This window comes from Streptomyces sp. NBC_00224, assembly GCF_041435195.1.
In the GTDB taxonomy this organism is placed as follows: Bacteria; Actinomycetota; Actinomycetes; order Streptomycetales; family Streptomycetaceae; genus Streptomyces.
Map to the genome: position 1 here is coordinate 23242 of NZ_CP108107.1, position 18933 is coordinate 42174.

Here is an 18933-nt window from a genome sequence, read left to right on the forward strand (position 1 = left end):
TTTCATCGGACAATCAGCGACTGAAGCGACTCAAGCTCCTATGTTATCCGGGAATTCTGTTTTCCGTCCTCGTGTGCGTGTGCGTTGGATAAGAAGGGGGCTAGAGTCGCTTTGAGTCGCTGAATGATCTCTCACAACCGTCTGACCTGCTGTTTTTGGCAGCACTGAGCGCAGCGACTGAAAGAATCCCAGTCGCTGGCCTTCAGTCGCTCCCGCCGGGTTCGGTCGCTGACTGTCCCATCATCGACACGGGAGACGGGTTTTACGTGGCCCTGCGCCACACCGGCCACAAGCTTCGCTAACCTATGTCCGTCGTTGAGTCGCTTCAGTCGCTGAGTAGGGGAACCACATGACTGCTGAGCTGCGGTTTTCTCGCAGCGACTCAGAGCAGTCGGCTCCCGCTCATTCAGTCGCTGCGCTTTCGGTCGCTCGGTCGCTGTCCATCGCCCGCTGGTGTGCCTCCAAGGACTGGCCCGTGCACCCGCTGGCACCTGGCCGCAAGACACCGGCCGCCAACTGCAAGCACTGCAGTCGGCCCGGGCACACCCGCAGCAGGTGCCAGTGCCTGCCCAAGGGCCGCTGGTGCCACGGCTTCCACGCGGCCACCGTCGACCCCGCCCTCATCGAGCGCTGGTGGGGACGCAACCCCGACCTCGGCGTAGGCGTGGCCTGCGGCGCCGCCCGCCTCGTCGTCATCGACATCGACGACCACCCCCAGCCGCTGCCGGGCCGCGACCGGATCCTGCCGGGCATCCCCATCCCGGACCAGGTCGATCTCACCGGCCTGACCAACGGCTTCCACTCCCTGGGCGTCCTCGCGGCCCTGCGCGGCGCCCAGAGCCCCGCCGACGACGCCTCGACCCTGCGCGTGCGTACGCCGTCGGGCGGGCTGCACGTCTGGTACCGGGCCCCCGGGGACGCCCGCCGCTGGCACTCCTCGGTCGGCCAGGGCGGCGGGGCCTCGCTGGCCTGGCAGGTCGACGTACGGGCGCACGGCGGCTACATCGTGGCCCCGGGCACCGTGACCCCCGCCGGGGCCTACACGCCCCTGGAAGGGGCCAAGGAGCCCGCCCTGCTGCCCGCCTGGCTCGCCGAGGAGCTTTCCCGTACCGGGCATCTGCGCTCCCAGCGCGTTCCGGCCGCCAAGCCCCAGCCGGGTCCTTCCCCCGCCCGACGGGCCGTCATCGCGGCGGGCGGCGGCCGCGACCGGGCCGCCAGGGTGCTGGCCTCCGCCCTGGCCGAGGTCGCCGACTGCGCCTCGGTGCCCCAGGGCGCGGGCTTCACGGACAAGCTGAACCGGGCCGCGTACACCGTGGGCGGGCTGGTGGCCGCCGGGTACCTGGGCGAGGCCGACGCCGAGCGGGTGCTGCTGGAGGCGGCCGAGTTCGCCCGGCCCGGGCAGGACCGCAGGGCCGCCCCGATCGTCCGCAGCGGCATGGCCGCCGGCTCGCGCCACCCCCTCCAGCTCCGGAGCCGCCCGTGACCGCCTCCGGCCAAGGCCGCAACGACGACGTGCTGTTCGACTTCGACCCGCAGACGGTCGCCTCGCAGATCCTGGCGCACTCCCAGGCCCCCGCGCCCGGCGGACGCACGCTGCCCGCTCAGAGCGGCGCTGAGGGCCGTACGGAGGCCACCCAGGCCACCCACGCCGGGCTGCTGCCCGACACGCTCACCGACCGGGGCAACGCCAAGCTGTTCGTGCGGCTGTTCGCGGACGACTACCGGCATGTGCCGGGCCTGGGCTGGTACCGCTGGGACACCACGCGCTGGCAGCTCGACGAGGACGACACAGTGATGTGGGCGGCCGGCGACCTGGCCGAGAACATCGCCGACAGCGACCCGCGCGGCCTGTACACGATCCAGGCGCTCCAGCAGCACCGCCGCCGGGCCCTGTCGACGTCCGGGATGAACGCGATGCTCGCGCAGGCCCGTTCGGCGCCGGGCATGGTGCTGAACGCGGCGCTGCTTGACGCCGACCCGTACGCGCTGTGCACGCCCGCCGGGATCGTCGACCTGCGCACCGGGCTGCTGCGCACCCCGGACCCGAACAAGGACTTCCACTCCCGCTCGACCTCGACCGGGCCCCGGCAGATGCCCACGCCCCGCTGGAACCGGTTCCTGACGGACACGTTCGGCGAGGACCCGGAGTCCGCCGAGATGATCGGCTTCCTGCATCTGCTGCTCGGCTACTCGATCACCGGGGACGTCGGCGGGCAGATCATGCCGTTCCTGTTCGGATCGGGCAAGAACGGCAAATCGGTCTTGCTGGATGTGGTGATGAAGCTGCTCGGCGACTACGCGGACGCGGGTCCCCCCGGGTTCCTGATGGCCCGGCCCTTCGAGGGCCACCCCACCGACCTCGCCGAGCTGCACGGGCGGCGCGTCATCGTCTGCTCCGAGGTCAAGCCCGGCGACAAGTTCGACGAGGCCCGCGTCAAGCTGCTCACCGGCGGCGACCGCATCAAGGCCCGCCGGATGCGCCAGGACTTCTTCAGCTTCCAGCCCACCCACAAGCTCTGGCTGCTGGGCAACCACCGCCCCGAGGTCGGCACCGGCGGCTTCGCGTTCTGGCGCCGTATGCGGCTGATTCCCTTCGAACGCGTCGTCTCCGACGAACGCAAGATCGACAACCTGGCGGACGTCCTGGTCACCGAGGAGGGCCCGGGCATCCTGAACTGGCTGATCGAGGGCGCCCGCCGCTATCTGGGCGGCGACAAGGATCTCACCGGTCCCGAGCGGGTACGGATCGCCACGACCGTGTACGCGGAGACCGAGGACCACACCGGGCGCTTCTTCGAGGAGACCTGTGCCCTGCACCCCGATCACCGGGCGGAGCAGACCCGCCTCTACGCCGCGTACCGGGCCTGGTGTCAGAATGAGGGGGCACCCGTCATCACCTCCCGCGCGTTCGCCGCGCGCGCACGCGAACTGGTCGGGCTGGCCTCGCCCAAGGAGATGATCTTGTCCAATTCGCGGAAGTACTACCCGGGCATCGGACTGCTCGCCGACGAGGAGAGGGCATGAGCTCCCTGATCACCGACGACGAGATCAGCCACGAGACCGAGCTGGTCTGGCTGGAGGACATCTCCGGTCTCGACTACGTACGCCAGAGCCTGGACCGGCTGCCGACGCGCCGCAGCAAGCCCGCCTACCACCGCGACGGGCGCATGGTCGGCTATGCGCTGCTGGGCCCCAAGGCCAAGGCGTCGCCGTCCTCGGGCACCTGGCGCCGCCGCGTCTTCTGGGTGCTGCCGCACGACCGCGACAGCGAGCCCGACGGTCTGTACGCGACGGGCGCCCCCGCCGAGGCCATCGACCCGCGCACGCTCGCCCCGGGCAGCAAGGGCCGCAAGACGGAGCGCTCGGAGGGCGGGCCGCCGTCCTCGGCGATGCGCGAACTCGGGATAACGCTGCCGCTCTGAGACGGCGCTCCCACAGGTACCGGCGTTACGCGGGCACGACGCTCACCAGCTCGCCCCGGCCGGCTGCCGCGTCGTCGCGTTGAGCCGGTTGAAGAGGTTCGTCAGGGCGATCATCAGGGTCAGGGAGGCGAGCTGACGCTCGTCGTAGTGGCGCGCGGCCTCGTCCCAGACGGCGTCCGGCACCGGGTCGGCGCGGTCGTTCAGCCGGGTCGCCGCCTCGGCCAGCGCCAGGGCCGCCCGTTCGGCACCGGTGAAGCACAGCGCCTCGCGCCAGGCCGCCACCGCGTGCAGCCGCTCGTCGCTCTCCCCGGCCTTCTTGGCACTGAGCACGCCGCCGTGGACGCAGTACGAGCACCCGTTGATCTGGCTCGCCCGCAGATGCACCAGCTCCAGCGTCGCCGGCGGCACTCCGCCGCTCTTGGCGGCCTCGAAGGTGGCGAGCAGCGCCCGCATCGCCTCGGGCAGCACCACGGCGGGGTTGCGCATCCGGGACGGGGGCGTCGTCGGGGCGGTCGCGGTCATGGAGTGCCTCCTTGTGCTCATCTCACGAAGACCAACGAGCCAGTACGGCAAACGGGACGATCCCGGCGCGGGGAAACCGTGCGGCAGAACGCAAAAAAACCGGGCTGTCGGCACCGCCCCGTGGGGGGAGTGCCGACAGCCCGATGCGCCCGGGGGCCGGGGGAGCGGCTCAGCTCTCGGTGGCGCCGTTGCCGGACAGGACCGGGATGTTGTTCAGGACGTGCGAGAGCGGCTCGTCCTTCTTGGCCTGGGTCGAGCCCTCGGTGCACTGCTGGTTCTGCTGCGCCGACAGGATCGGGATGTCCTGCACGCCGACGTTGAGCAGGGCGATGAGGGACTGCGCCTGGACCTTCTGGAGCGCACCGATGCAGGGCTTGTTCAGCGTGCCCTGGACCAGGCTGAGCTGCCCGCTCATGTCGCCCTTGGTCTTCTGGTTGCCGTACTCCTGCACGGCGTCGTTGCCGCTGAACGACGTGGAGCCGTTCTCGTTGCCGATGGCCAGGGCCTGCGGCGCCACCATCATCGTGACACCGGAGACGGCTGCGGCGACGGTCGCGGCCGACCACAACTTCTGCATGTTGGCTCCTTATTGAGTCCGACTCCACGGGTGGAGCTCTGTGACCATCAACGGATGAAGACCGGTAGCGGTTGCTGTCCGTGACGATTGATGGCCCGAATGGCCCATCGGGGCCGTGAACGGGCGCGCCGCACGGTATGGGTGTCAGGGACCGCTCCCGCGAATCCGAGGTGAGAGACATGCCGGAGCCCGAACGCACCTGGCACCGACAGGCGTTCATCCCCGCCAGCCGCAGGGAGAGCGCCCCGCCGCCCGCGCCCGTCGCCGAGCCGCCCATCTACCGGGAGCTGGCCGCCGCCTGGGCCGCTCAGGGCCGCACCCTGCCCGGCGTCCCCGACCGCGAGTGGAAGGCTCTGATGACCCGCCCCTGCTGGCCCGTCTGACCCCGACCGTACGTAAGGGGGGTACGCGAAAGGGGCTGTACCACCGTCACCGGTGGTACAGCCCCTTTTCCGTGCTCGGTCAGCTGCCGTTGGCGCCGTTGCCGGACAGGATCGGGATGTTGCTGAGGATGTGCGAGAGCGGCTCGTCGCCCTTGGCCTGGGTCGAGTTCTCGGTGCACTGCTGCGTCTGCTGCGAGGAGAGGATCGGAATGTCCTGCACGCCGACGTTCAGAAGGCCGATCAGGGACTGGAGGTTGGCCTTCGCCGGCAGGGCGATGCAGGGCTTGTTGAAGGAGCCCTGGATGAGCGCGATCTGGGGGCTCATGTTGCCGTACGTGGCGGAGTTCCCGTAGGACTGCATCGCGTTGTTGCCGCTGAACGTGGTGGTGCCGTTCTCGTTCCCGATGGCCAGGGCCTGGGGCGCCGCAGCCGCGGAAACTCCGACGACGGACGCGGAAACGGCAACTGCCGCCATAGCCTTCTTGAGCACGCTGGTCCCTTCCTCATGGATGCCCCGTCCGGAATGGATGCCCCGTCCGGAGCTGTAGGAGCTGTCTGGTCAACTGACTTGTCGCGTTTTGGTTTCCCTTCGTCACCCGTACGGCCGATAGGGGGCGGGCTGTCGGGAAGGGGAAACTCAACCGCGTTTCGCCGTGGACATGTTGGGGCGGCGGTGCAGATGGAGGAAGGACAGTCGGGTGTTCGTCTCCGCGGTGCGCAGGTGGGGCGGTGCGCAGTCCGCGGGGGCCGCCGGGCCCTCGCCGAGCCCGGCGAACAGATGCCAGTCGTCGGGTGCCACCCGCCACGACAGCCGGCCCGCCGCCGTGTGCACGTGCACCAGTGACCAGCCCGTACGCTCCGCGGTGACATCGCCGCCGTGCAGCCGCGCCACGTACGAGATCAGGGCGGCGCGTTCCTGGTGCAGGGCGTCCAACTGGTGGTGGAGGGCCGCCAGTCGCTCGACCAGCCTCAGCTCCCGGTCGCTCCAGAAACCGCGGCGCCGCCGTCTGCCGGCACTCGCGTCAGCCGCGCTCGCGCGCTTCAAAGGACCTCCTGTTGGTGAGATTGGTGAGAAACGAAACGGAATGATAAACGGCCTGCATACGTCCGCCTCCGTGGCGCGCCGCGTGGCAGCCTGAATTCCGTTCCCCACCGATCGGGTGAATGGGCGTCACTAAACCTCACCAAGGCAGTTGATCGGAGTGCAGTAAACGCGTGAACTCCTCTCTCCGAGAAAAGGAACACCCTGTGATCAAGAAGGTTATGGCGGCCACGGCGGTCACCGCGTCCATCCTCGGCGCTGCGGCCGTCACCGCTCCTCAGGCCATGGCCATCGGGAACGAGAACGGCGCCACGGCGTACAGCGGGAACGACGCGAAGCAGGCCTACGGCAACCAGAAGACTGAGGGTGACATGAGCCCTCAGCTCAGCCTGGTCCAGGGATCGCTGAACAAGCCCTGCATCGGTCTCGCGCAGAAGCTCCAGGCGCAGTCGATCCTCGCGCTGATCAACGTCGGCGTGCAGGACATCCCGATCCTGTCGGCGCAGCAGAACCAGCAGTGCACCGAGAACTCGACCCAGGCCAAGAAGGACGAGCCGCTCTCGCACATCCTCAGCAACATCCCGGTTCTGTCCGGAAACGGCGCCAACGGCAGCTGAAGCGGGCCCGCGAGTTCGTCTGAGTGACGGCTGTCGGCATCTCCCTTTTTCGAGGTGCCGGCAGCCTCATTTATTTGTGCGAGGCCGGTTCCGGTGGGGCGGCTGCCAAGAGAGTGAATATACGGCGTACGCCCCTCGGCCGGTTTCCTTTACCGCACGCAATCGTTACCAATTCGTCAACGGTGCCTCTCCTGTGCGCCGCGCGCAACAATTCGTTGCGCGGCCTTTCTCCAAGGAAAGAGAAACAAGTGAAGTACATGAAGACCGCCTCCGTCCTGGCCGGCCTCGTCATGGCGGCGGGTGCGGCCACCCCGGCCCTCGCCGACGCCGGTGCCCACGGCGAGGCGCACGGCTCCCCGGGTGTCCTGTCGGGCAACGTCATCCAGGTCCCGGTCCACATTCCCGTGAACGTCTGCGGCAACTCGATCAACATCATCGCGCTGCTGAACCCCGCGTTCGGCAACAAGTGCGAGAACAACTGACACCGCACAAGGGATTTCTCCCGCCGGCTTCGGGACGTGCGGCGGCATATCCCGAAGCCGGCTCCCGAACCGAGAGCGCGAGCAGACCGTGAGCCCCCAGGAAGGCACCGCATTGCGACAGGTCATCAAAAAGACGCTGTTCACCGCCATGGCGGCGACCAGTGTTCTCTCCATGAGCGGCGCCTGCGCTCACGCGGCGGATGCGAATTCCGAAACCGGGGATTCCCCGGGTGTCCTGTCCGGCAACTCCATTCAGGCACCGCTGGACGTCCCGGTGAACGCCTGTGGCAATACGGTCGACCCGGTGGCCGCGCTCAACCCGTCGTTCGGCAACGCGTGTTCGCACGGTGAGCGGGACGACGAGCGTGCGCACGAGCGGTATGAGCGGTACGAGGGGCGTGACTCGTACGACGACAACTCGTATGACGACGACTCGTACCGTGGCGGTCACGGCGGTGGTCACGGCGGGGGCTATGGCCACGAGCGGCGCCACGAGCACGGTGGTTACGGCGATGAGCGCGGCTATGGCGACGACCGCGAGGGCTCGTACGGACGTGAGTACGGCTACGGCGACGAGTACGGCGGCGACGACTACCGCCGGGACGACTACCGTCACGAGGAGCACCGCCACGGCAGCCCCTCCGGTACGCACGCCGTGGCGCACGACTCCCCGGGTGTCCTGTCCGGCAACGCGGTCAGCGCCCCGGTCAAGGCGCCGGTGAACCTGTGCGGCAACACGGTCGACGTCATCGCGCTGTTGAACCCCGCGTTCGGCACCGAGTGCGCGAGCAAGGAGGGCGGCCCGCGCCACGCCCGGCCGCCGCACGCCACGCCCCGCGCGCACACTCCCGTGCATCCGGCTCCCGCGCCGCGCCCGGTGACGCCTGCGCCCGAGGCGAAGCCGCCCGTAACGCACGCGCCGGTGGTCCACGCGCCGAAGCCGCACCACCCGAAGCCGCACCACCCGAAGCCCCACCATCCGGTGACGCACCCGCCGGTCGCGCACCCCCCGGTGACGCACGCCCCCGCGCCCAAGCCGCCGGTGCACCACGTCCCGGCCGCGAAGCCGCCGGTGCACCACCAGCACGTGACGCCGCCTGTCCACCACCGCCCGCCTGCGCCGCGGCCTCCGGCTCCCCAGCCTCCGGCGCCGCAGCCGCCCGTGGTCCAGCCTCCGGCCGCGCAACCGCCGGTGGTCGCCCCGCCCGCGGCCACGCCGCCGAAGGTGACGGTTCCGCCGAAGGCCGAGCAGCCGCCGGTGGTGCACGTGCCGCAGCAGACGCCTCCGGCCGCCAGGCCCGAGACGCCCGCGCAGCCCGTGACGCCGTCGAAGGTGACGCCGCCGGTGACCCGGGTGATCCCGCCCCAGCACGTACGGACGTACACGCCCCGGCACGCCGCCCCCGTGGCGCCGGACCGTCCGCAGCTCGCCGCGACCGGTGGTGACGCGGACCTGCTGGGCATGGCCGGAGTGGCCGCCGCGGCGCTGCTGGTCGGCGGCGGGGTTCTCTACCGCAGGGGTACGGCAGCGGCGTCCGTCCGCCGCTGACCGTCTGTACGAGCGGGCAGGAGGAGGCCGGGAGAGCCGGAGGGCGCTCTCCCGGCCAAGGGACGGTGACGTACCGTCACATCAGGGGCGCTCGCCCACGGCAAGGAAGCCGACGGCTGGCGGACGGGCGCCGTTCACGCACCTTCGAGTGCACCACACCGGCCGCGCCGGACCCGCCCGCGTTCACCCGATCGGCGAGGACTTCACACGGACGGGGCCCCGTGCCCGTGCCCGTAACTCCTGCGGCAGCCGACGAACTCGGCCTCGGCGAAGACCGCGACGACCAGCGCGCCGATGAGCAGGAACGCGGTGCCGGCCGCGGTGAGCGGGATGACGTCCGTGAACGCGAGGACGACGAGCGCCGCGCACGAGAGCGTGTTGCCGACGACGACGGCCGCGGCCAGGCGCGCAACGTGGTCACCGGCGACAGCGCCATGTCCGTCCTGATGGACGGCATACCCGAGCACCTGCTGGCCCCTCGCCCGAACGTGTTCCGGCTGACCCTGCACCCCGAGGGCCTGGCCCCGCGCCTCGCCAACCTCGCCGAGGTCCGCGCCCTGACCCTCGACCGTCTGCGCCACGAGGCCGCCACGACCGGCGGCGCGGAGCTGCGCGCGCTGTACGACGAGGTGAGCGCGTACCCGGTCCCCGCGCAGGAGGCCGAGCCGCCCGCGCCGCCGTCGCCCGCGAGCCCCGTCCAGGTCCCCCTGCGCATCCGTACTCCGCTGGGCGAACTGTCGATGTTCAGCACGATGACGACGTTCGGCACCCCGGCCGACGTCACGCTCTCGGAGTTGGCGATCGAGCTGTTCTATCCGTTGGACGACTTCACGAAAAGGGTGCTGCGGGGGAGGGGGTGAGTTCCGGCGATCGGCCGTCGGGGCGGGTCTGGGGTGGGGGCTTTCGTGTTACGCGGTCAGGTGCGCGGCCAGGCTGAGGGCCAGCGCGGCGATGCCGGTGGCCAGGCCGATGGCGGCCTGCTTCGTCCCGGCGCCGTCGAGGCGGCGGGCGTTGGCCAGGCCGGTGGCCGCGAGGGCGATCGCGGGGACGGCGAGGCTGCCGGTGATCTCGCGGACGGCCGGGAGGAGGCCGGCCGCGAGGGCGACGACTCCGTAGGTGAGGGCGAGGACGGCCAGGCCGTTCAGGGGCCGCTTGGCGGGCTGCGGCTGCGCCGGGCCGTGCCGGTCGAGGGGTGCGGTGGAGGCGGAAGAAGTGGTCATGGGGCTGGTCCTTTCGTCCCGGTCGACCTCCACCGTAGGAATACCGACGCCATAGTTCAAAGACGAAATTTCACACAACCCCATAGAGTTCACCTATGTCGGCCGCAACCCTCAGACAGCTCGAATACCTCCTCGCCGTCGTCGACCACGGCTCCGTCACCGAGGCCGCCGCCCATCTGCGCGTCAGCCAGCCCACCCTTTCCCAGCAGCTCAAGTCGTTGGAGCGCGGTGTGGGCACCCTGCTCCTGGAGCGCACCCCGCGCGGCGTCCATCTCACCCCGGCCGGACGTGCCTTCCTCCCCGGCGCCCGCCATGCGCTGGCCGGTGCTCGGCGCGCCACCGGCGCGGCCCGGGCCGTCGCCGGGATGACCCATGGCGAACTGCACCTCGCCTCCGTGCTGTCCGTGACGCTCGGCGTGCTTCCCTCCGTACTGGCCGCCTGGCACGGGCACCACCCGCGCGTCGACGTGGTCCTGCACGAGTACGCGGACCTCGACGAGTTCGCCGCCGCCATGGCCGATGCCACCGCCGACGTCGCGATCGGCCCCCTGCCGGAGGGCTGGACCGGGCCGCACCACCGGCTGGGGGCGGAGGAGATCGTCGTGATCGTGCCGCCCGGCGACCCGCTGCGCGGCCGCCGTACGGTGCGCCTGAGCGAGCTGGCCGGGCGGCGCTGGGTCCAGTACGACAGCGCGCACGGCCTGGCCGCGACCGTCGAACAGCTCTGCGCCCAGGCCGGTTTCACCCCCAGCGCCGCGATCCGCTCCCGTCAGACCGCCGCCGTGCCCCGGCTGGTGGCCGCGGGCCTCGGGGTCGCCGTGGTGCCCGCGAACATCCTCACCCCCGACTTCCCCGGCACGGTCCTGCGCCTCACACCGCGCCAACGCCGCCCGCTGGCGGCCTTCACCCGCCCTGCCCCGCACCCGCTGGTCAGCGAGTTCCTCACGGTGGCCCGCGACAGCGCCCGCCTGCTCCCGGACCACCTCGCCGGCCTGCTCGGACCCGGCCGTTGAACCTGGGGTCCACCACCCGGTGGACCCCAAGTTCAACCGGCCGGGCGTGTCGGGGGGTTGGGGCCGGCGGACAGGATCGTGGGCATGAGTCGACTTCCTGTGCGGATAGCCCGTTGGAGTGCGCGGCACGCGTGGCGTGCGGTGGCCGGATGGTTCGTGTTCGTCGTTCTGTGTCTCGGCGCCGGCATCGCCGTCGGCACCGACCAGGCCACCACCGAGGACTTCAGGGTCGGGGAGGCGGGGCGGGCCGAGGCGATCGCCGCCGATGGCGGGCTGCAGCGCAGACCCACCGAGCATGTCCTCCTGTACGCCCGGTCCGGGCGGCTGGACGTGGCCGAGGCCCGGACCGCCGCCAGGGAGATCGGCGCGCGGATGCGGGCGCTGGACGAGGTGGAGCGGGTGGGGGAGCCCGTGCGGTCCGCGGACGGCAGCGCTCTTCGCGTCGCGGTGGTCCTGAAGGGACCCGAGCTGGACGGGAGGAAGAACGTCGGGCCGCTGCTCGCGCAGACCGCGAAGGTGCGCGCGGCGCACCCGGGGCTCGTCGTGGAGGAGACCGGCTCGCCCTCCATCAGCAAGGGCGTCAACGACCAGCGCGGCAAGGACCTCGCGCTCTCCGAGCGCATCACGCTGCCGGTCACCCTCGTCACCCTGCTGGTCGTCTTCGGGTCCGTGGCCATGGCAGCGGTACCGCTGCTGCTCGCGCTCTCCTCGATCGCCGCCGCGCTGGGCCTTTCGATGGTCGCCTCGCACGTTCTGCCCGACCCCGGGGTCGGAACGAACATGATCCTGCTCATCGGTCTGGCCGTCGGCGTCGACTACACGCTCTTCTACCTCAAGCGCGAACGCGAGGAACGGGTCCGGGCCGGCGGCAGGCTCACCTCGGAGGCGCTGGTGGAGCTGGCCGCGGCCACCGCCGGACGTGCCATCGTCGTCTCCGGCCTCGCCGTGATCGTCTCCACCGCCACCCTCTATCTGGCCACGGACGTCATCTTCTCCTCGCTCGCCACCGGCACGATCCTGGTCGTGGCCGTCGCCATGGTCAGCTCTCTGACCGTGCTCCCGGCCCTGCTGGCGGCGAGCGGCCGGCGCGCCGAGCGCCGTGCCGAGAAGCGGGCACGCCGTGGCAAGGAGACTCGGCCGATCCGCGACGGGGAAGGCAACGGGCGGGTGTACGGGGCCCTGCTGCGGCCCGCCCAGCGGCGTCCCGGCCTCACGCTGTGCGTGTCCGTGCTCGTCATGCTCGGCCTCGCCGCACCCGCGCTCGGCCTCAAGCTCGTCGACCCGGGCAAGGACACGTTCTCCCGTTCCATCCCGGCCATGCAGGTCTACGACCGGCTCAACGCCGTCTTCCCGGAGCTCCTCGTCGAGCACGAGGTCGTCGTCCGCTCGACCCCCGACCGGACTGTCGAGGTGCGGCGCGCCCTGGCCGACCTCGGCCGCCGGGCCCAGGCCGACCCCCTGTTCGCCCCCAGGTCCGTCGCGAAGCCGACGGCCTCGAACGCCGGCCCGGTCTCCGGATCGGGCGCCGCCCCGGACGCCGCCCCGAACGCCGGGCCCACCGTGCTCACCTCAGCCGACGGCCGCATCAGCGTCCTGGAACTCGCCGTCGCGCACCCCGCGCCGTCCGCCGAGGCCATCGCCTCGCTAGAACACCTCCGCGGCACCTATCTGCCGGACACCGTCGGCAGGCTCTCCGGCGTGGAGAGCGCCGTCAGCGGTGACGTGGCCCGCGGCCGCGACTACGTGAAGCACGAGAAGGGCCAACTGCCGCTGGTCATCGGCTTCCTGCTCCTGCTGACCTTCCTGATGACGCTGTGGGCGTTCCGCTCGGTGGTCATCGCCGCCATCGGTGTCGTACTCAACCTGCTGTCCGCCGGGGCCTCGCTCGGTCTGCTGGTCGTGGTGTTCCAGGGGACGTGGGCGCAGGATCTGCTGGCCTTCGACTCGCTGGGCGCGATCGCCTCCCGGGTGCCGCTGTTCCTCTTCGTGATCCTCTTCGGGCTGTCGATGGACTATCAGGTGTTCGTGGTCAGCCGGATCCAGGAGGCGCGGCGCAACGGGATGAGCGCACGGGAGGCCGTCCTTGAGGGCATCGGACGGTCGGCCAAGGTGGTGACCAGCGCGGCGATCGTGATGGTGACGGTGTTCGGCGCGTTCGTCGCCCTGCACCTCACCGAGATGAAGCAGATGGGCTTCTGCCTGGCGGTGGCGGTGCTGCTGGACGCCGTGGTGATCCGGCTGATGGTCCTGCCCTCGCTCCTGCTGCTCCTGGGGGAGCGGGCGTGGTGGCCGCTGCGGCCCTCCCGCCGGACACCGCCGCAGATGGTCGAACGTACGTCCGTCGCCGGAGCCGTCGAGAACGTAAGCTGACGATCATGATGCGACGGGGGCCGCAGCCCGACGACCGGTTCCGTATACGGGCGTTGCGCCGGGGGTACGCGGTGGCCTGGGTGCTGCTCGGCGTCTGTCCGCCGGTCCTGTCCGTGGTGGGCGACTCCGGTACGGAGAAGTACTGGACGGCGGGGCTGCTGGCCGCGATCGCCTTGAGCTACGCGGCCGTCGCGGGCCCGGCGGGCAGACGCGGACCGGGCCCCCGCACGTTCCTGGGGGTGCTCGCCCTGGGGCTTGGCGCCCTGGCCTGGCTGCGGGGCGACGGGGCGGCGCTGTTCATCGTGTCGCTGCCGCACTTCTGGCTCCACGCCAGGAGCCCGCGCCAAGCCATCGCGTTCAGCGGCGCCGCGGCCGCCGCCACCGTCGCCGGGATCGGCCTCCACCGGGGCGGGTACGCCGAGTTGCTCACCGGCAACATCGTCTTCACCCTGATCGGCTGGACGGCGGGCGTACTGCTGGGGCTGGGCCTGGCCCGGGTCGTCGAGCACAGCGACGAGCGCGCCCGCAGGCTGGGCGCCGAGCTGGAGAGCGCCCGGACGCGCCTCGCCGAGGCGCACAGGAGCCAGGGGGCGACCGAGGAGCGCGAGCGGCTCGCCCGGGAGATCCACGACACCCTCGCCCAGGGTTTCGCGTCCATCATCGTGCTGGCCGAGGCCGCCCGAACGAGCCTCGGCCACGATCCCGCCAGGAGCGCCCAGCAGTTGCTCTCCATCGAGAACACGGCGCGCGAGAACTTCGCCGAGGCCCGCGTCCTGGTCGGCTCCGCCCCGCAGGGCGGGCTCGTGCCCGCCTCGCTCGCCGCCGTCCTGCGCCGCACCCTGGACCGGTTCGCCGAGGACACCGGGCTCGCCGTCACCGCGGAGCTCGCGGACGTCGCGTGCGACCAGCCGACCCGGATCGCGCTGCTGCGCTGCACCCAGGAGTCCCTGGCCAACGTACGCAAGCACGCGGCCGCCTCCACCGTTCACGTCGTCCTGGCGCAGCCGGCGCACGGCGTCGAACTGGAGATCACCGACGACGGCCGGGGCTTCGTGGTGGAGGACTCGCGCGGCTTCGGCCTGCACGGCATGAGCCGGCGCCTGGCGGAACTCGGCGGCGAACTCACCGTCACCAGCTCGGTCGGCGACGGCACCCGCGTCCTCGCCACGGCGCCCACTTCCACGACGAACGGTCAGGTGTGACATGACGGACACGGCGCGGGGCACGCTCCGGATCATCGTGGTGGACGACCACACCGTGATGCGCGCGGGCGTGATCGCCCTGCTGGCCACGGAGCCCGGCATCGAGATCGTGGGAGAGGCGGGCGACGGCCGGGCCGCCGTCGAGCTCGTCGAGCGCCTCGATCCCGATGTGGCGCTGATCGACCTGCGGATGCCGGTGCTCGACGGGGCGGGCGCCACCGCCGAGATCGTCGCCCGCCGCTCACGCGCCCGGGTGCTGATCCTGACCACGTACGACAGCGACGCGGAGATCGAGCGGGCGGTCGAGGCGGGGGCGGTCGGCTATCTGCTCAAGGACACCACGCGCGACCAGCTCGTCGACGCCATCCGCTCGGCGGCCCGGGGCGAGACCGTACTGGCCCCCCGGGTCGCCGAGCGCCTGGTCGCCCGGATGCGCCGGCCCGCCCAGGCGGCGCTGACCGCGCGCGAGGCACAGGTGCTGAACGCGGTCGCCGACGGTCTGTCCAACGGGGAGATCGGGCGGCGGCTGGTGATCGGGGAGGCCACGGTGAAGACCCATCTGCTGCGGATCTTCGCCAAACTCGACGTCAGCGACCGTACGCACGCGGTGGTCGTGGCGCTGGAACGGGGCCTGCTCGACCGGCGTTGACCGGCTTTGACCGGCTAGCGCAGCCGCGTGCCCAGCCGTCCGCGGACTCCCTTGAGGACCCGCCGGGCCGTGAACTCCGCCCCGTGCGCGGACCGTATCGCCGGGCCGAAGAACGCCGCCGTGAGCAAGCCCGCGAAGAACAGCCCCGGGTGGGCGGATTCGAAGCGGGTGTCCACCCAGGGGGGCGCGTCGGGGGTGCGGCTGAGGCGGCGGCGTACCGGCATCGACAGCACGGTGACGCGGTCGGTGCTCGCGCTCGTGTGGCCGGTCGGCCGGTCGGTCAGCAGGATGCGTACGAAGGTGGGGAGGCGGCGGAACAGGGCCGGGTGGGCGGCGTAGAACCGGTTGCGGCGGGCCTGACGACGAGGGAACTCGCCTGCCGGGGTGGGGTGTTCGGCGAAGGTGGGTTGTTCGGTGAACAGGGCCGCTCCCAGGGCCAGGGCCACCGTCCGGGTGCGCATGCTCTCGCCGTCCTCGGTCACCACCTCGAAGCCGTCGCGGCCGTACGGGCGGACCGCCGTCACCGTGCGTTCGTCCACCGTGCGTTCGTCCACGGGGAGTGCGGCCCGCTGCGTGCGGCGGCCCAGGAGGCGCAGGTTCAGGCCCGCGGCGGTGGCGTGGGCGGCGATCGAGCGGCCGTAGGGGCCCGCGCCGACGACGATCAGGTCGTACTCGTACATCGCGCGCGCATTCTCGGCGGCATCCTGACGGTGTCCTTTCCCCGGTGCCGGTGGCGGTCACTGTGTACGTACCCCAATAGAGGGATCAACGTATCCAACTGATTATCTTCCCGATCAGCGTAATAAGAATATTTTCCAACCGGGTATATCGGGTATGGGGGGGATCCGTCGTGGAGGAGTGGACATGCGCCAGGGGAAGCACCGCAACGGAAAACACCGGCGGAAAAGCCGGTCGGCCACGGCAACCTACAAAGCGGCGTGCGCGATCGTGGCGGCCGGTGCCCTCGCCTCGTGTCTCGCCATTTCCCCGCCGGGCCGCGACCCAGGTCCCGCGGGCGGCGCCGAACCGGGCCCGAAGCATCCCTCCACCACCTGGTTCGGCGCGTTCCTGGAGTCCGACGACCGGGGCGTGCAGCGGATCGGGGAGCTGGAGAAGTGGCTGGGCGGAGCCGATCTGAGGGTGGGTCACACCTATCTGCCCGGGGGGACCTGGAGCGACATCGAGGGCCGTGCGCACTTCCTGGAGAGCTGGGCCGACTGGCGGCGCCGGCGCGCCGACCGGCTGTTCGTGCTCAATGTGCCGATGCAGGCCCACAACGAGGAAGGCGTCTCGGACAACGCGGTCCGCAGACTGCTGAGGCAGGGCCAGGAAGGCCGTTTCGACGAGCATTTCAGGAAACTCGCCGAACGCCTGGTCGCGCTGAACATCCCGGACACGGTCATCGTGCTCGGCTGGGAGATGAACGGCACCACGTACACCCATCGCTGCGGGCCCGACCCGGAGGCCTGGAAGACGTACTGGCGGCGCGCCGTCACCGCGATGCGCTCGGTGCCCGGCCAGAAATTCCGCTTCGATTTCGCGCCGAGCCGGGGGCGGGACGCCGTACCGTGGACGGAATGCTATCCCGGTGACGACGTCGTGGACGTGATCGGCATGGACTCCTACGACCAGCCGCCGGGCCAGAACTTCGACGAACAGATCAAGGAACCGTACGGCCTGCAGCAGCACGTGGACTTCGCCGCCGCGCACAAAAAGGAGATCTCCTATCCGGAGTGGGGGCTTTTCCGCAACGGCGACAACCCGGAATACATGCGGCGCATGCTGGAATGGATGGACGCGCACAAGCCGCTCTACAACACCATCACCGACTACTGCCCGCACGGGGTGTGGCAGTGCGGCGCCAATCCGAAGGCGTCGCAGGTGTACCGGTCGGTGCTGTTCGGCCGCACGGAACCGACACCGAAGCCGCCGGTGACGCCGCCGGTCACTCCGCCGGTCACTCCGCCGGTGACCCCGCCCGTGACGCCCCCGGTGACGCCCCCGGTGACCCCGCCGGTCACGCCGCCTCTCACCCCGCCCCTGACACCTCCGGTGAACCCGCCGGCGCCGAGCCCCGCCGTGCCTCCGGTCGCGCCTCCGGCGAAGCCGCCCGTATCGCCGCCCGTTCCCCCGGCCAACTGCCAGCCGGTGGACCTGGGTCCCTGGATCGAGTACTGGCTCGGCGGCAAGCTCTGCCTCCGTTTCGACTGGTACTCCAGGAGTCGGTGAGCTGCTGAACCCACGCCCCCGTCCGGCCTTCGGGCCGGGCGGGGGCGTGCCGTATCCGCGGCCCTGACGCTCTGGGGTCTAGCTTGCTAGATCACTAGGATGCTAGCATCGGTCTCGTGGGTGATGAGGAAGTCAAGCAATTCAACGTGTACCTGCCGATCTCGCTGATCAAGCAGGTCAAGTACCGGGCCATCGAGTCGGGCACGTCCTTGTCGGCGCTGGTCGCCGACGCCCTGCGTGCCTACCTCGACGACGCCCATGGGACCGGACGGCAACCGAACGAGGGGAAGAACTGACATGGCGACTGAAGACATGGCGACCGAAGGAAAAGCCACCGAAGGCATCGAGGCCGTTTTCCTGACGACCCACAACTGGGGCAGGGCGGCGAAGTTCTTCCAGACGCTCGGCTACGAGCTGGAGTTCGCGACGGACCACAACTCCGCGCTGCTGCGCAACGGCGACGGCGCGTACGTGTTCATCGCCGAGGTCCCCGAGGACCAGGAGCCCCAGACGCGGATCGTGCTGAAGGTGCCCGACGCGGACGCCTTCCGCCCCGACGCGGACCTCGACGTGGTCACGCCGTTCGAGGACACCCATTACGGGACCAGGGAGATGACCGTACGCGACCCCGACGGGCGGGTGTGGAGCCTGCAGGCTCCCGGCAAGAACTGATCACGCAGGAACGGAGGGGAGCATCATGAGGGGGAATATCGTGAAGGACGCGACAACCGACGAGCAGACCGCCGCACCGGACAACACCGCTGTACGTACCGCCCTGTGGCGGGCGATGCACGTTCAGGTCGACCCGGCCCCGCACATCATCGAGGACGAGATCGGTCTGCGGATCGCGGACCCCGGCGACGGCTGGCGCGAGCGCCCGGACATGGACCCGCAGCGCACCAGCGGGTTGCGTGCGGCCATGGCGGCCCGCGCCCGTTTCGTCGAGGACCTGATCGTCGAACAGGCCGACGCCGGCGTCACCCAGTACGTCATCCTGGGCGCGGGCCTTGACACCTTCGCCCAGCGCAGGCCCGAGATCGCCTCCCGTCTGCGGATCTTCGAGGTGGACCAGCCGGGCCCGCAGGCCTGGAAGCGCCGCCGCCTGGCCGAACTCGGGTACGCCGTCCCCGAGTGGCTGCACCTGGTGCCGGTCGACTTCGAGGCGAACGAGAACTGGTGGGAGCAGCTGGCCGCCGCCGGATTCGACAGCTCCCGGCCCGCGGTCGTCGTCTCCACCGGCGTCACCATGTACCTCACCAAGGACGCCACCGCCGCCACCCTGCGCCAGATCGCCTCGCTCGCCCCCGGCTCGACGCTCGCCATGACGTTCCTGCTGCCGACCGAACTCGTCGACGCGGCCGACCGCCCCGGCCTGCGAGCCAGCGAGGAGGGCGCACGCGCGTCCGGCACGCCGTTCCTCAGCTTCTACGCCCCGCAGGAGATGCTGCACTTGGCCCGCGAGGCCGGTTTCCGGGACGCCCATCATGTGTCGGCGGCGACGCATGCGGAGCGGTACTTCGCGGGGCGCGCCGACGGTCTGCGGCCGTCGAGCGGGGAGGATGTGCTGGTGGCGACGGTCTGACCGTGGCCGGGCACGTGCCGCCGCCCGCGCATGTGGCGAGCGGATGATCCGCTAGACCGTCCAGGGGAGGACAT

Annotated in this window: 23 protein-coding genes; 16 read left to right on the forward strand and 7 right to left on the reverse strand. The window is 71.0% G+C overall.

Annotated elements, in window-relative coordinates; all coding sequences use genetic code 11:
* Positions 1 to 475: 475 nt before the first annotated feature.
* Genes OG965_RS40060 through OG965_RS40070 form a run of 3 tightly spaced genes read left to right on the forward strand, consistent with a single transcriptional unit; the run spans position 476 to position 3422 of the window.
* Positions 476 to 1483 carry a bifunctional DNA primase/polymerase gene (locus OG965_RS40060; RefSeq protein ID WP_371657199.1) on the forward strand — a complete coding sequence of 336 codons (1008 nt, stop codon included), beginning with the start codon at positions 476 to 478 and terminating at the stop codon, positions 1481 to 1483.
* Positions 1480 to 3024: a phage/plasmid primase, P4 family gene (locus OG965_RS40065; RefSeq protein WP_331723575.1), complete on the forward strand. Its 1545-nt coding sequence runs from the start codon at positions 1480 to 1482 to the stop codon at positions 3022 to 3024. Before OG965_RS40060 ends, OG965_RS40065 begins: the two co-directional genes overlap by 4 nt.
* Positions 3021 to 3422, forward strand: a complete 402-nt coding sequence (locus OG965_RS40070; protein WP_101392907.1) for a DUF6009 family protein — start codon at positions 3021 to 3023, stop codon at positions 3420 to 3422. The genes OG965_RS40065 and OG965_RS40070 overlap by 4 nt, the downstream gene beginning before the upstream one ends.
* A gap of 42 nt (positions 3423 to 3464) precedes the next feature.
* Here OG965_RS40070 and OG965_RS40075 read toward each other — a convergent pair whose 3' ends face one another.
* Both OG965_RS40075 and OG965_RS40080 read right to left on the reverse strand, forming a co-directional pair.
* On the reverse strand, positions 3465 to 3944 hold the full coding sequence (locus tag OG965_RS40075; RefSeq protein WP_331723576.1) for a carboxymuconolactone decarboxylase family protein: 480 nt from the start codon (positions 3942 to 3944) through the stop codon (positions 3465 to 3467).
* A gap of 169 nt (positions 3945 to 4113) precedes the next feature.
* Positions 4114 to 4521 (reverse strand): rodlin, encoded by a 408-nt coding sequence (locus tag OG965_RS40080; RefSeq protein WP_331723577.1) that lies wholly within the window; start codon positions 4519 to 4521, stop codon positions 4114 to 4116.
* Between the two features lie 179 nt (positions 4522 to 4700).
* On the opposite strand from OG965_RS40080, the gene OG965_RS40085 reads away from it, so the two are divergent.
* Positions 4701 to 4904: a hypothetical protein gene (locus OG965_RS40085; protein WP_331723578.1), complete on the forward strand. Its 204-nt coding sequence runs from the start codon at positions 4701 to 4703 to the stop codon at positions 4902 to 4904.
* A gap of 79 nt (positions 4905 to 4983) precedes the next feature.
* Here the strand turns inward: OG965_RS40085 and OG965_RS40090 are convergent, their stop codons facing one another.
* Both OG965_RS40090 and OG965_RS40095 read right to left on the reverse strand, forming a co-directional pair.
* Positions 4984 to 5394 carry a rodlin gene (locus tag OG965_RS40090; RefSeq protein WP_331723579.1) on the reverse strand — a complete coding sequence of 137 codons (411 nt, stop codon included), beginning with the start codon at positions 5392 to 5394 and terminating at the stop codon, positions 4984 to 4986.
* Positions 5395 to 5541: 147 nt separating this feature from the next.
* Complete coding sequence (locus tag OG965_RS40095; protein ID WP_331723580.1) at positions 5542 to 5949, reverse strand: hypothetical protein; 408 nt, start codon at positions 5947 to 5949, stop codon at positions 5542 to 5544.
* A gap of 203 nt (positions 5950 to 6152) precedes the next feature.
* Here OG965_RS40095 and OG965_RS40100 point away from each other — a divergent pair, with 203 nt between their 5' ends.
* The 3 genes from OG965_RS40100 to OG965_RS40110 all read left to right on the forward strand — a co-directional run bounded on the left by OG965_RS40100 (position 6153) and on the right by OG965_RS40110 (position 8594).
* Positions 6153 to 6563 carry a rodlin gene (locus OG965_RS40100; protein WP_331723581.1) on the forward strand — a complete coding sequence of 137 codons (411 nt, stop codon included), beginning with the start codon at positions 6153 to 6155 and terminating at the stop codon, positions 6561 to 6563.
* A 257-nt stretch (positions 6564 to 6820) separates the two neighbouring features.
* A complete protein-coding gene (locus OG965_RS40105; protein WP_371657227.1) occupies positions 6821 to 7045 on the forward strand; it encodes a chaplin in 225 nt (74 codons plus the stop codon).
* An 88-nt stretch (positions 7046 to 7133) separates the two neighbouring features.
* Entirely contained in the window at positions 7134 to 8594 is a 1461-nt protein-coding gene (locus tag OG965_RS40110) for a chaplin family protein (protein WP_331723583.1), read from the forward strand.
* A gap of 203 nt (positions 8595 to 8797) precedes the next feature.
* Here the strand turns inward: OG965_RS40110 and OG965_RS40115 are convergent, their stop codons facing one another.
* On the reverse strand, positions 8798 to 9061 hold the full coding sequence (locus tag OG965_RS40115; RefSeq protein WP_371657200.1) for a hypothetical protein: 264 nt from the start codon (positions 9059 to 9061) through the stop codon (positions 8798 to 8800).
* Here OG965_RS40115 and OG965_RS40120 point away from each other — a divergent pair.
* The gene (locus tag OG965_RS40120) at positions 9041 to 9454 is read left to right on the forward strand and encodes a hypothetical protein (RefSeq protein WP_371657201.1); all 414 of its coding nucleotides are present in this window, start codon (positions 9041 to 9043) and stop codon (positions 9452 to 9454) included. The genes OG965_RS40115 and OG965_RS40120 overlap by 21 nt on opposite strands.
* Before the next feature lie 48 nt (positions 9455 to 9502).
* Here OG965_RS40120 and OG965_RS40125 read toward each other — a convergent pair whose 3' ends face one another.
* A complete protein-coding gene (locus OG965_RS40125) occupies positions 9503 to 9814 on the reverse strand; it encodes a hypothetical protein (RefSeq protein ID WP_371657202.1) in 312 nt (103 codons plus the stop codon).
* 95 nt (positions 9815 to 9909) lie between these two features.
* Here OG965_RS40125 and OG965_RS40130 point away from each other — a divergent pair, with 95 nt between their 5' ends.
* From OG965_RS40130 to OG965_RS40145, 4 genes are all read left to right on the forward strand, one after another.
* Positions 9910 to 10827, forward strand: a complete 918-nt coding sequence (locus OG965_RS40130; protein ID WP_331723586.1) for a LysR family transcriptional regulator — start codon at positions 9910 to 9912, stop codon at positions 10825 to 10827.
* A gap of 84 nt (positions 10828 to 10911) precedes the next feature.
* A complete protein-coding gene (locus OG965_RS40135) occupies positions 10912 to 13197 on the forward strand; it encodes an MMPL family transporter (RefSeq protein WP_331723587.1) in 2286 nt (761 codons plus the stop codon).
* An 8-nt stretch (positions 13198 to 13205) separates the two neighbouring features.
* Positions 13206 to 14399, forward strand: a complete 1194-nt coding sequence (locus tag OG965_RS40140; protein WP_331723741.1) for a sensor histidine kinase — start codon at positions 13206 to 13208, stop codon at positions 14397 to 14399.
* A 1-nt stretch (position 14400) separates the two neighbouring features.
* Positions 14401 to 15048, forward strand: coding sequence for a response regulator transcription factor (locus OG965_RS40145; protein WP_331723588.1), 648 nt, complete (start codon positions 14401 to 14403; stop codon positions 15046 to 15048).
* A 14-nt stretch (positions 15049 to 15062) separates the two neighbouring features.
* On the opposite strand, the gene OG965_RS40150 is transcribed toward OG965_RS40145, so the two are convergent.
* Positions 15063 to 15728, reverse strand: coding sequence for a hypothetical protein (locus tag OG965_RS40150; RefSeq protein WP_371657203.1), 666 nt, complete (start codon positions 15726 to 15728; stop codon positions 15063 to 15065).
* Positions 15729 to 15912: 184 nt separating this feature from the next.
* Here OG965_RS40150 and OG965_RS40155 point away from each other — a divergent pair, with 184 nt between their 5' ends.
* The 4 genes from OG965_RS40155 to OG965_RS40170 all read left to right on the forward strand — a co-directional run bounded on the left by OG965_RS40155 (position 15913) and on the right by OG965_RS40170 (position 18859).
* Positions 15913 to 17277, forward strand: coding sequence for a glycosyl hydrolase (locus tag OG965_RS40155; protein WP_331723589.1), 1365 nt, complete (start codon positions 15913 to 15915; stop codon positions 17275 to 17277).
* 116 nt (positions 17278 to 17393) lie between these two features.
* On the forward strand, positions 17394 to 17573 hold the full coding sequence (locus tag OG965_RS40160; protein WP_331723590.1) for a CopG family transcriptional regulator: 180 nt from the start codon (positions 17394 to 17396) through the stop codon (positions 17571 to 17573).
* 1 nt (position 17574) lies between these two features.
* Positions 17575 to 17949, forward strand: a complete 375-nt coding sequence (locus OG965_RS40165) for a VOC family protein (protein WP_331723591.1) — start codon at positions 17575 to 17577, stop codon at positions 17947 to 17949.
* A 25-nt stretch (positions 17950 to 17974) separates the two neighbouring features.
* Complete coding sequence (locus OG965_RS40170; RefSeq protein ID WP_331723592.1) at positions 17975 to 18859, forward strand: class I SAM-dependent methyltransferase; 885 nt, start codon at positions 17975 to 17977, stop codon at positions 18857 to 18859.
* Positions 18860 to 18933: the final 74 nt, after the last annotated feature.

Bases quoted from the DNA above. Each gene is read 5' to 3' on its own strand.
- OG965_RS40070 (WP_101392907.1), top strand. From the start codon at position 3,021: ATGAGCTCCCTGATCACCGACGACGAGATCAGCCACGAGACCGAGCTG.
- OG965_RS40075 (WP_331723576.1), bottom strand. From the start codon at position 3,944: ATGACCGCGACCGCCCCGACGACGCCCCCGTCCCGGATGCGCAACCCC.
- OG965_RS40080 (WP_331723577.1), bottom strand. From the start codon at position 4,521: ATGCAGAAGTTGTGGTCGGCCGCGACCGTCGCCGCAGCCGTCTCCGGT.
- OG965_RS40085 (WP_331723578.1), top strand. From the start codon at position 4,701: ATGCCGGAGCCCGAACGCACCTGGCACCGACAGGCGTTCATCCCCGCC.
- OG965_RS40105 (WP_371657227.1), top strand. From the start codon at position 6,821: ATGAAGACCGCCTCCGTCCTGGCCGGCCTCGTCATGGCGGCGGGTGCG.
- OG965_RS40120 (WP_371657201.1), top strand. From the start codon at position 9,041: ATGGACGGCATACCCGAGCACCTGCTGGCCCCTCGCCCGAACGTGTTC.
- OG965_RS40125 (WP_371657202.1), bottom strand. From the start codon at position 9,814: ATGACCACTTCTTCCGCCTCCACCGCACCCCTCGACCGGCACGGCCCG.
- OG965_RS40130 (WP_331723586.1), top strand. From the start codon at position 9,910: ATGTCGGCCGCAACCCTCAGACAGCTCGAATACCTCCTCGCCGTCGTC.
- OG965_RS40135 (WP_331723587.1), top strand. From the start codon at position 10,912: ATGAGTCGACTTCCTGTGCGGATAGCCCGTTGGAGTGCGCGGCACGCG.
- OG965_RS40140 (WP_331723741.1), top strand. From the start codon at position 13,206: ATGCGACGGGGGCCGCAGCCCGACGACCGGTTCCGTATACGGGCGTTG.
- OG965_RS40145 (WP_331723588.1), top strand. From the start codon at position 14,401: ATGACGGACACGGCGCGGGGCACGCTCCGGATCATCGTGGTGGACGAC.
- OG965_RS40150 (WP_371657203.1), bottom strand. From the start codon at position 15,728: ATGTACGAGTACGACCTGATCGTCGTCGGCGCGGGCCCCTACGGCCGC.
- OG965_RS40155 (WP_331723589.1), top strand. From the start codon at position 15,913: ATGCGCCAGGGGAAGCACCGCAACGGAAAACACCGGCGGAAAAGCCGG.
- OG965_RS40165 (WP_331723591.1), top strand. From the start codon at position 17,575: ATGGCGACTGAAGACATGGCGACCGAAGGAAAAGCCACCGAAGGCATC.
- OG965_RS40170 (WP_331723592.1), top strand. From the start codon at position 17,975: ATGAGGGGGAATATCGTGAAGGACGCGACAACCGACGAGCAGACCGCC.